This window comes from Pseudomonas sp. efr-133-TYG-103a (assembly GCF_030209235.1).
Lineage (GTDB): Bacteria > Pseudomonadota > Gammaproteobacteria > Pseudomonadales > Pseudomonadaceae > Aquipseudomonas.
Genome location: NZ_JARVSK010000037.1, coordinates 64,925 through 74,821, shown reverse-complemented (window position 1 = coordinate 74,821; position 9,897 = coordinate 64,925). Strand labels below are relative to the sequence as shown.

11 protein-coding genes are annotated in these 9,897 nt (G+C 60.2%); 6 read left to right on the top strand and 5 right to left on the bottom strand.

Annotation, left to right across the window (positions count from 1 at the left end; translation table 11 throughout):
* Window positions 1-301 precede the first annotated feature (301 nt).
* A complete protein-coding gene (locus tag QRN36_RS25535; RefSeq protein WP_093465910.1) occupies window positions 302-772 on the bottom strand; it encodes an Lrp/AsnC family transcriptional regulator in 471 nt (156 codons plus the stop codon).
* A 160-nt stretch (window positions 773-932) separates the two neighbouring features.
* Here QRN36_RS25535 and QRN36_RS25530 point away from each other — a divergent pair, with 160 nt between their 5' ends.
* Together QRN36_RS25530 and QRN36_RS25525 are read left to right on the top strand one after the other, a co-directional pair.
* Window positions 933-1,280, top strand: coding sequence for a hypothetical protein (locus QRN36_RS25530; RefSeq protein WP_285426576.1), 348 nt, complete (start codon window positions 933-935; stop codon window positions 1,278-1,280).
* Between the two features lie 109 nt (window positions 1,281-1,389).
* Window positions 1,390-3,174, top strand: coding sequence for a GspE/PulE family protein (locus tag QRN36_RS25525; RefSeq protein ID WP_285426575.1), 1,785 nt, complete (start codon window positions 1,390-1,392; stop codon window positions 3,172-3,174).
* 80 nt (window positions 3,175-3,254) lie between these two features.
* On the opposite strand, the gene QRN36_RS25520 is transcribed toward QRN36_RS25525, so the two are convergent.
* Together QRN36_RS25520 and QRN36_RS25515 are read right to left on the bottom strand one after the other, a co-directional pair.
* Window positions 3,255-4,301, bottom strand: a complete 1,047-nt coding sequence (locus tag QRN36_RS25520) for an L-idonate 5-dehydrogenase (RefSeq protein WP_285426574.1) — start codon at window positions 4,299-4,301, stop codon at window positions 3,255-3,257.
* 14 nt (window positions 4,302-4,315) lie between these two features.
* Entirely contained in the window at window positions 4,316-5,086 is a 771-nt protein-coding gene (locus QRN36_RS25515) for a glucose 1-dehydrogenase (RefSeq protein ID WP_285426573.1), read from the bottom strand.
* A 161-nt stretch (window positions 5,087-5,247) separates the two neighbouring features.
* Between QRN36_RS25515 and QRN36_RS25510 the strand changes: the two genes are divergently transcribed.
* The 4 genes from QRN36_RS25510 to QRN36_RS25495 all read left to right on the top strand — a co-directional run bounded on the left by QRN36_RS25510 (window position 5,248) and on the right by QRN36_RS25495 (window position 8,088).
* A complete protein-coding gene (locus QRN36_RS25510; RefSeq protein WP_285426572.1) occupies window positions 5,248-6,156 on the top strand; it encodes a LysR family transcriptional regulator in 909 nt (302 codons plus the stop codon).
* Window positions 6,157-6,303: 147 nt separating this feature from the next.
* Window positions 6,304-7,242: an SPFH domain-containing protein gene (locus QRN36_RS25505; RefSeq protein ID WP_285426571.1), complete on the top strand. Its 939-nt coding sequence runs from the start codon at window positions 6,304-6,306 to the stop codon at window positions 7,240-7,242.
* A 2-nt stretch (window positions 7,243-7,244) separates the two neighbouring features.
* The gene (locus tag QRN36_RS25500) at window positions 7,245-7,691 is read left to right on the top strand and encodes an NfeD family protein (RefSeq protein ID WP_285426570.1); all 447 of its coding nucleotides are present in this window, start codon (window positions 7,245-7,247) and stop codon (window positions 7,689-7,691) included.
* A 79-nt stretch (window positions 7,692-7,770) separates the two neighbouring features.
* Entirely contained in the window at window positions 7,771-8,088 is a 318-nt protein-coding gene (locus tag QRN36_RS25495; protein WP_074754503.1) for a DUF2388 domain-containing protein, read from the top strand.
* 123 nt (window positions 8,089-8,211) lie between these two features.
* Here QRN36_RS25495 and gcvH read toward each other — a convergent pair whose 3' ends face one another.
* Together gcvH and gcvT are read right to left on the bottom strand one after the other, a co-directional pair.
* Entirely contained in the window at window positions 8,212-8,595 is a 384-nt protein-coding gene (gene gcvH, locus QRN36_RS25490) for a glycine cleavage system protein GcvH (RefSeq protein ID WP_285426569.1), read from the bottom strand.
* 65 nt (window positions 8,596-8,660) lie between these two features.
* Complete coding sequence (gcvT, locus tag QRN36_RS25485) at window positions 8,661-9,743, bottom strand: glycine cleavage system aminomethyltransferase GcvT (protein WP_285426568.1); 1,083 nt, start codon at window positions 9,741-9,743, stop codon at window positions 8,661-8,663.
* Window positions 9,744-9,897 lie beyond the last annotated feature (154 nt).

Genomic DNA, 9,897 nt, shown 5'->3' with positions numbered 1-9,897 from the left:
ACCGGCTTCAGCCAGGAAAAGGCCAGTTTGACCACCGCTAGCTTTATGGTGGGCCCACCGACGCCTTCCCGGCTAAAGCCGGTCCTACTCGATGTGCATGGCTCCCGACCTCCCGATCGACAGGTTCATCGCCGATCTGTAGGACCGGCTTCAGCCGGGAACAGGCCGGTTTGACCACCGCTAGCTTTATGGTGGGCCAACCGGCCCCTTCCCGGCTAAAGCCGGTCCTACTCGATGTGCGCGGCTCCCCGCCTCCCGATCGACAGGCTCATCACCATCCCTGCTCGATGTGCATGGTTTTCTACCTCACAATCGGCAAGCTCGTTGTCGATTTGATCTCCGACAGCGCCACTGTGGAGTTCACCTCCTGAATCCCCGGCACCAGCGACAGCTTTTCGAAGAAGAACCGCTCATACGCCTCGATGTCCGGCGTGACGATGCGCAGCAGAAAGTCGACTGAACCCATCAACACGTAACATTCCAGAACCTCCGGAAATCCGCGAATTGCCTCGGTGAACTCGGTGAAGTTCGAGCGGCCGTGAGCGTTGAGTTTGACCTCCGCGAAAATCTGCGTGTTGAGCCCGATCTTCTTGCGATCCAGCAGCGTAACCTGGCGCCGGATCACCCCCTCATCCTTGAGCCGCTGAATCCTGCGCCAGCACGGCGACTGGGAAAGCCCGACCTGCTCGGCAATCTGCGCACTGGAAAGCGACGCGTCTTCCTGCAGCAGAGCAAGAATCTTCCGATCGTATGCGTCCAGCTCTATTTGCATAATTTATTCCTGATTATCAACTATCGCGCATCAACAAGTCTTATCAATCGTAATACAGCCGAAGTTGGATCAGAAATTTCTTTTCTGCCATGTAAAGATTTCTCCACAACATTCGCTCGCCGCTGCTTCTGCGCAGCCGTCTTGAACCGGAGAGTCCAGCATGCCGCACCTTGAAGCCGTCAACTGCACCCCGCTGCGCCACGACGCCTGGTCCGTCGATAATGCCTTGTGCCTGTCGCGTTACCAGATCCTTGCAGAAGCCGAGCCCGACCTGATCTGCCGCGTGCTGAACCTGTTCGCGATGCAATACCTGATCCCTCAGCAGGTCAGCGTGCTGCAACAGGAGGACATGCTAATGATGCAGGTGGAGGTTGGCGGGATGACGTGGCATCGCGCGCAAGTAATTGGCGAAAAAATGCGCAACCTGATCAACGTATGCTCAGTCGATCTGGAACCGATGGGCGATTTCCACGTCCTAACCGAGCCCGTCTCACTCGCTGTCGGTTGAGCGCGCCGAAAATATTGGCAACGCTTCGCTACCTGCAGGACGCAACAACTGGCACGCTTGGGACTACTCTTGCTTACCGAAGTAAGCCGTATCGTCCAAAGGAGCCCGCATGTCCGTCCTCGCCCCATCCTCCCAGGACCGCTGGCTGGATCTGAACGAACTGCTGCGCGACCTCGTCGCTCAAGGTTATCTGGACCAGGATAACGCCGACTATGCGTTGAATCTGCGCCGAACTGCTCAGAACGTGCATACCCACCCGCTTGAATTCATTGGCGTCCAGCAGTTCGACAATCTCAAGCGACCCGGCAAGAAGCTCGATCTGGAAACCCTCACCGCCTGGCTCGCCGAACAGGCCGGCCAGCCTTACATGCGCATCGACCCGCTGAAGATCAATGTCGCCGCCGTGACGCCATTGATGTCTTATGCCTTCGCGCAGCGGCACAAGATTCTGGCCGTCGCCGTCGATCGCGACGCCGTCACCATCGCAAGCGCGCAGCCTTACGTGAACGCGTGGGAAGCAGACCTGACGCACGTGCTGAAAATGCCGATCAAGCGTGTGGTCGCCAACCCGGTGGACGTGCAGAAACTGGCCGTAGAATTCTATCGACTGGCGAAGTCGGTGAGCGGTGCCAGCGCAAGTGATCAAAAAGTGAGCAATCTCGGCAACTTCGAGCAATTGCTCAAGCTCGGCGCCAGCGATCAGGAACCTGATGCGAACGACGCGCACATCGTCAATATCGTTGACTGGCTGTTCCAGTACGCCTACCAGCAGCGCGCCAGCGATATCCACATCGAGCCTCGTCGCGAGGCCGGCACTGTGCGGTTTCGCATCGACGGCGTGCTGCATAACGTTTATCAATTTCCGCCACAGGTGACGATGGCCGTCACCAGTCGCCTGAAAAGCCTTGGCCGGATGAACGTCGCCGAGAAGCGCAAGCCGCAGGATGGCAGGGTCAAGACCAAGACACCCGACGGCGGTGAGGTTGAGCTGCGCCTGTCGACGCTGCCGACCGCGTTTGGCGAGAAGATGGTGATGCGGATCTTCGACCCCGAGGTGCTGCTCAAGGACTTCGATCAGTTGGGCTTTTCCGGCGACGACTTGCGACGCTGGGAGGGCATGACGCATCAGCCAAACGGCATCATTCTGGTGACCGGCCCCACCGGATCCGGCAAGACCACGACGTTGTACACCACGCTGAAAAAGCTGGCGACGTCGGAGGTGAACCTGTGCACCATCGAAGACCCGATTGAAATGGTCGAACCTGCGTTCAATCAGATGCAGGTGCAGCACAACATCGACCTCAACTTCGCCAGCGGCGTGCGCGCATTGATGCGGCAAGATCCGGATATCATCATGATCGGCGAGATTCGCGACCTGGAGACAGCCGAAATGGCAATTCAGGCCGCACTCACCGGTCACCTCGTGCTGTCGACATTGCACACCAACGATGCCCCCAGCGCGATCAGTCGTCTGCTGGAACTGGGCGTGCCGCACTATCTGCTCAAAGCGACGATTCTGGGCGTGATGGCGCAGCGTTTGGTGCGCACGCTGTGCCCGCACTGCAAAGCCCCGGTGGAAATCAACGAGGCCGACTGGCAGACCCTGACGCGCCCCTGGCAGGCGCCGGTGCCCAGCGGAGCACATCGTGCCGTGGGTTGTGCGGAATGCCGGGACACCGGTTATCGAGGGCGCGCCGGCGTTTATGAAATCATGCTGATGTCTGACGCCGTCAAGTCGCTGATCGCGGCCGATCTGGACCTGACGGCCCTGCGCCGACAAGGTTTCAAGGACGGGATGCGCAGTTTGCGGTTATCGGGTGCGCAAAAGGTGGCGGTCGGCCTCACGACCGTCGAGGAAGTCTTGCGCGTCACGCCGCAAAGCGAACAACGCTGATCCAGCGTCGGTCACCGATAAGCGCGCAAGTCCGCCATCGCGGACAGGCGCGCTCAGAGCTTACGAGTACAGTCCGCCGATTAATCGCGCACCCCGAAATCCAGCACGACCTTCATGGCCTGCTGCTTGTCGCCCGCCAGCTCAAAAGCCTGCACGGCTTCGCCAAACGCAAGGGTGTGGGAAATCACCGGGGTCACGTCGATCAGTTTGCGGTTGAGCAGATCGACCGCCTGAGCGAACTCGGCATGAAAGCGAAAAGTGCCCCGCACATCAATCTCTTTGCCCACGATCAGATTCAATGGAATGGAAACATCGCCTCCCAGACCCACTGTGACGATAACGCCTCGCGGACGAACGCAGGTCAGGCCGTCGCGCAACGCCTGGGCGCTGCCGGACGCTTCGAACATCACATCGAAATGGCCTTTCTCGGCGGTGTAGCCCGCGAGTGCCTGGGGCTCATCGCGCAGATTATGCGTCTCGCTGGCGCCCATCCGTCGGGCGCACTCCAGCGCACTGTCGCTCAGATCCGCCGCGACGATCTGCGCCGCGCCCGCTGCCCGCAAGCTGCCAATCAGCAGATTGCCAATCGGACCGCATCCGGTCACCAGCACCCGCTTGCCGAACACGCCGCCTGCTCGCTGAATCGCGTGCAGACCGACCGACAACGGCTCAGCCAGCGCGCCTTCGGCCAGGGTCGTCGTCGGGGCGAGCAGGTGAGCCTGACTGGCCTCGATCATGAGGCTCTCGCGAAAAGCGCCCTGAATGTGCGGAAACGGCATGGCGCTGCCGTAGAACCGCATGTTGAGGCAATGATTCGGCATCCCTTCGTGACAGTACTTGCAACCCCCGCAAGGTCGCGAAGGCGAAACGGAAATCCGCTGCCCTGCCGTGAAGCACTCCTGCGCGCTGCCGACTTCTTCGATGACCGCCGAGATTTCATGGCCGAGCACCATTGGCTCCTTCAGGCGTACCGCACCGAAACCGCCATGCTGATAGTAATGGAGATCAGAACCGCAGATCCCGCCTCGGGCCACGCGTACGCGCAACTGACCGGGAGCGAGCGGCAACGCGTCACCCGCGTCTTCAATGCGAAGGTCCTTGGGGGCGTGGCAAACAATGGCTTGCATGAAGTATCTCCGGTTTACAGCGACGCCGTGATGGCGCCGTCGACGTAAAGAATGTGGCCGTTGACGAAGCTCGAGGCATCGGACGCCAGGAAAACCGCTGCTCCCGCCAGTTCGGACACCTCGCCCCAGCGGCGACTGGGCGTGCGCTGGACGAGCCAGTCGCTGAATTCAGGGTTGGCAACCAGGGCCGCGTTCAGTTCGGTCTTGAAATAGCCCGGGCCGATTCCGTTGACGTTCAAGCCAGCCGGGCCCCAATCGATGGCCATGCCCTTGGTCAGCATCTTCAACGCACCTTTGCTCGCAGCGTAAGGCGCAATGCCGGGCCGACCCAGTTCGCTCTGCACCGAACAGATATTGATGATGCGCCCGCGGCCTCTTGGAATCATGCAGCGTGCGACGGCCTGCCCCACAAGAAATGCGCTGTCCAGATTGGTCCGCATCAACTCGCGCCAGTCGGTTTCTGCGAACTGCTCCAGCGGGCCGCGCCGCTGCATGCCGGCGTTGTTCACCAAAATATCCAGCGGCCCGACGCGACTCTCGATGTCCTGTATCGCAGCGCCGACGGCTGCACTGTCGGTGACATCGAAGCATTGCGAGTGGACGTCGTGGCCTTCGCCGGCCAGTGCGGCTGCCGCTGATTGCAACGTGTCGGCATTGCGCCCGTTGAGCACCACGGTTGCGCCCGCCTCAGCCAGTCCGCGCGCGATAGCGAAACCTATTCCGGCACTTGAGCCGGTGATCAGCGCAACCCTTGCGTCCAGTCGAAAGCTCTCCAGAACAGCCATGTTGTCACTCCTTTTATGCGGCTATGAGTGGGATCATCTGTTGTGATCAGGCGGATGACGACGCATCATCCGACTGCCTAACTTCAGCTCAGGCAGCCGACAGCGTCCAATGCTCATTGCTGATGGGCTGATCATTGATTTTGATGACCAAACGAGCGGATATGGAACTCAAGCATTTACGGGCATTTGTCACGCTGGCTGAAGAGCTGCATTTCGGACGGGCTGCACAGCGGCTGGCCATCGTCCAACCGGCATTGAGCATGCAAATCAAAGCGCTTGAAACATGGCTCGGCGTGCGACTGCTGGATCGCAATCGTCACTCGGTGACGCTGACGCAAGTGGGTCAGCTGTTTCTTGACGAGGCGCGGGTGACGCTGCATCAGGCACAGCATTGCGCTGACGTGGCGCGAGGGCTTGGCCGAGGAGAATCGGGGCGGATCCGCCTGGGTTTTGTTTCGTCGGTCCTGCCACAGCTGCTGCCCACACTGATCCGCGCGGCGCATCAGCGGTTTCCCGGTATCGCGCTGGAGCTCAAGGACATGCCCGGCCCGGATCAGATTCATGCCCTGAAAAACGGCCAGCTGGACTTTGGCCTCTTGCGCCTCCCCGCGCCACACGCTGGCGTCCAGACGCGCGTGGTGCTGCAAGAATCGATCGTTGTGGCGCTGCCCTGCGATCACGCACTGGTTGAGCATGCGGTCATCGACGTCGACGCGCTCGCGCAATGGCCGGTGCTGGTGTTGGCGCGTCGCTACGCGGCGGGCTTTCACGATGGCGTGATGCGGGCGATCGCCGAACAGGGCAGTCGGCTGGAAGTTGCTGACGAACTGGGCGAATTCACCACCATGCTGGCGCTGGTCTCGGCGGGACTGGGGATTGGCTTGCTGCCTCATCTCGCCGCCAGCGCCCTGCCATCGAATGTCGTATCGCGCCCACTGCGATTGGGGGACTATCGGGCAGCGACAGGCCTGGCGTGGACGTCACTCGACACCGCCGTGAAGACCACGGTCTTCGAGCTCATGCGCGAGCTATTCTTCACCCACAGCCAGGCGGATTCCGGCATCGTCTGACCGTGCGCCGATAAAAGCGGCTCATGGGTCGACTGCGCTGGTGGCGCTGGTGATGTGGTTTGATACACGAAACATTCGCGCGGCGAATTCCGGGCGGCTTATGGTGCAGCACACCATTCACGCAGCAGCAATCAACAGGGACAGGTCATGCAAATCGGTATTGTGGTTTTTCTGTTCGTGGGGCTGGCTCTCGCCATCGTCTACATGGGCGTCAAGGTCGTGCCGCAAGGGTATCAATGGACGGTCGAACGGTTCGGACGGTACACCAACACGCTCAAGCCTGGTCTGAACATCATCGTGCCGGTCGTGGACCGCATCGGGCGCAAGATCAACATGATGGAGACCGTGCTGGACATCCCGCCGCAGGAAGTCATCACCTCGGACAACGCCACGGTGCAGATCGACGCCGTGTGCTTCTATCAAGTGGTCAACTGCGCGCAAGCGGCTTATGAGGTGAACAACCTGCAGCATGCGATTCGCAACCTGCTTCAAACCAACATCCGCACAGTGCTGGGCTCGATGGAGCTGGACGCCATGCTCAGTCAGCGCGACGGGATCAACGAACGCCTATTGCGTATCGTCGATGAAGCGACCGCGCCCTGGGGCATCAAAATCACCCGCATCGAGATAAAGGACATCAGCCCGCCTGCCGATCTGATGGCGGCAATGTCGGGCCAGATGAAGGCCGAGCGCATCAAGCGCGCGCAGATTCTCGAAGCAGAAGGCCTGCGGGCATCGGCCATTCTGACTGCCGAAGGCAAGAAGCAGGCACAGATCCTGGAAGCCGAAGGCGAACGTCAGGCGGCGTTTCTCGAGTCAGAGGCACGGGAACGGCAGGCCGAAGCCGAGGCTCGAGCGACGCAAGTAGTCTCCGAAGCGATTGCCGCCGGCGACGTACAGGCCATCAACTATTTCGTCGCGCAGAAGTACATCGATGCGCTGGGCAAACTGTCTTCAGCCAATAACAGCAAGGTAATCCTCATGCCGCTGGAAGCCAGCCAGATGATCGGCGCGATTGGCGGGATCGGCGAAATCGTCAAGGCCACCTTCGACACGCCCAGGCCTGAAGCCGGAAAGCGAGTCTGACCATGTGGGAATATCTTAACGATCTGTCGTTCTGGGACTGGCTGGCGCTGGGCACCGTGCTATTGATTCTGGAAGTGTTCGGCGCAGGCGGTTATCTGCTGTGGATCGGCGTGGCCGCCGCCGGCGTCGGCATTCTCACGTACGTGTTTCAGAACATGGGTTGGGAGCTGCAGTTTCTGCTGTTCGCCGTGCTGTCGGTGCTGACCGCGCTGTACTGGTGGCGGCGTCAGCGCAACGTGCTGCGCCAGTCGGATCAGCCGGGACTGAACCTGCGCGGCACGGAACTGATCGGCCGAACCTTCGTAGTGCACGACGCGATTGTCAGCGGACGCGGCAAAATCAAGGTCGGCGATGGTGTCTGGATGGTCGTCGGGCCTGATGCACCGGCAGGCGCGCAAGTGCGCGTGGTCGCGCAGGACGGCGTTATTTTGAAAGTCGAAGCGGCTTGAGTCACCGGGCCACGGAACTACCTCGCAAGCGGACGTATCAAATCGTGTCAGAACAACCCAAAAGTCGGAGTACCCCGTCATGCGTCTAAAACTTGCTGTAGCCACGTTAGCTCTGCTTTCCCTGCCTGTCGGTTCAGCAATGGCTGACGGCTTCCTGCGCGACGTCATCTCTTCCGGTGCAACCACCGGCTCTACCTACCTCACCTTTCGGCATCACAAACTGATCGTTGCCGCTCAGGATGACGCAGGCAGCTTCGTCGCCAGCAACGGCGCCATCCGTGGCCCGTACTTGGAAGCAGCCATGGATCAAGTACGCAAAGACAACCCAGGCCTGAATGCTTCGGATATGGATCTGGCGAACGCGATTCTGGCGAAGAACCTCGTCGCCGAGCAGTGATCCCGTTGAGCGCGAGCTCGTTTGCTCGCAACGTCAGGATCATCGTGTCATAAAAAATGCCGCCCTCAGGGGCGGCATTTTCGTTTCAGCGATCATCGCCTGTCGGCACGCTTGCCCATTGGCTTACTCGCCGATGGCGGCCTTGTAACCGGCAGCGTCCAGCAGCTTGGCCAGGTCGGCGTCAGCATTGCTTGGCTTGACCTTGAAAATCCACGACTGGTAAGGCGTGTTGTTCAGCTCTTCCGGCGCGTCGCCCAAGCTTTCGTTGACTTCAACCACTTCGCCGGCAACTGGAGAATAGATGTCGGAGGCGGCTTTTACGGATTCCACAACGCCAGCAGCATCGCCAGCCGCGAAGACCTTACCGATCTCTGGCAGCTCTACGAATACCACGTCGCCCAGCGCTTCCTGCGCATGATCGGAAATACCGACAACGATCAGGTCGCCTTCTTTTTTTGCCCACTCATGGCTTTCGGCAAAACGCAGTTCGGCGGGAATATCACTCATGTTTTTATCCTCTCTACATCATCAGGTCAGCGGAGAAACCCGCCAGGGGTTGCTTTGAACGGTTGTTAAATCAGGGCCTTGCCATGGCGCACGAACGTTGGCTGAACCACACGAACCGGGTACCACTTGCCGCGAATCTCCACCTCGGCACGGTCGGCGGTCGCCATCGGGACACGCGCCAAGGCAATCGACTTGCTTAGCGTAGGAGAGAAACTACCACTGGTGATCTCTCCTTCGCCAACTTCCGCTATTCGGACAACCTGATGCGCCCGCAGAACACCTCGTTCTTCGAGCACCAAACCCACGAGCCTTGAGGCAACGCCGCTGGCTTTTTCCGACTCGAGCGCGGTACGGCCGATGAAGTCACGGTCTTCGGGCTGCCAGGCGATGGTCCAGGCCATGTTGGAAATCAGGGGCGACACCTGTTCGTCGATTTCCTGACCGTACAGATTCATACCGGCTTCCAGACGCAGCGTGTCACGCGCGCCCAGGCCTATCGGCGAAATACCGGCACCGACCATGTCGTTGAAAAAACTGCAGGCTTGCTCGGCAGGCAGGATGATTTCCAGGCCGTCTTCGCCGGTGTACCCCGTGCGCGCGATGAACCAGTCGCCTTCTTGCTGACCTTCGAACGGTCGCAGGGTGTGGATCAGTTCAGCGCGGGACTGGGTGACCAGTTCGGCGATCTTCTGCCGGGCATTGGGCCCCTGAATCGCCAGCATCGCCAGTTCGGAGCGGTGCGTCAGGTGCACGTCGAAACCGTCGAGATGAGCGTTCATCCACGCCAGGTCCTTGGCGCCGGTGGCGGCATTGACCACCAGCCGATAACCCGCGTCGGTCAGGTAGACGATCATGTCGTCGACGATACCGCCCCGGGTGTCGAGCATCGCGCTGTAAAGCGCGCGCCCTGTGTGCTGCAGTCTGCCGACGTCATTGGCCAGCAAGTGCTGCAACCAGGCTTTGGCCTGGCTGCCGGATACGTCGATGACGTGCATGTGCGACACGTCGAAAATCCCACAGTCGCGGCGCACCTGATGGTGCTCCTCGACCTGTGAGCCGTAGTGCAACGGCATATCCCAACCACCAAAATCGACCAGCTTCGCGCCCAGCGCGAGGTGCAGGTCAAAGAGGGGCGTACGCTGTCCCATGGGTTTCTCCTTCCGGGCTTGGCGAAGACGCAGTCAGACACGACATCGGCAAATCCCCCGTGACTTGGGGTCTCATACCTCTGCTAATTTGCGGAATTGTCTGACAGACCACGTCGATTGCGGCGCATTGTAGCCGCAAGGTAGTGACCCCGCA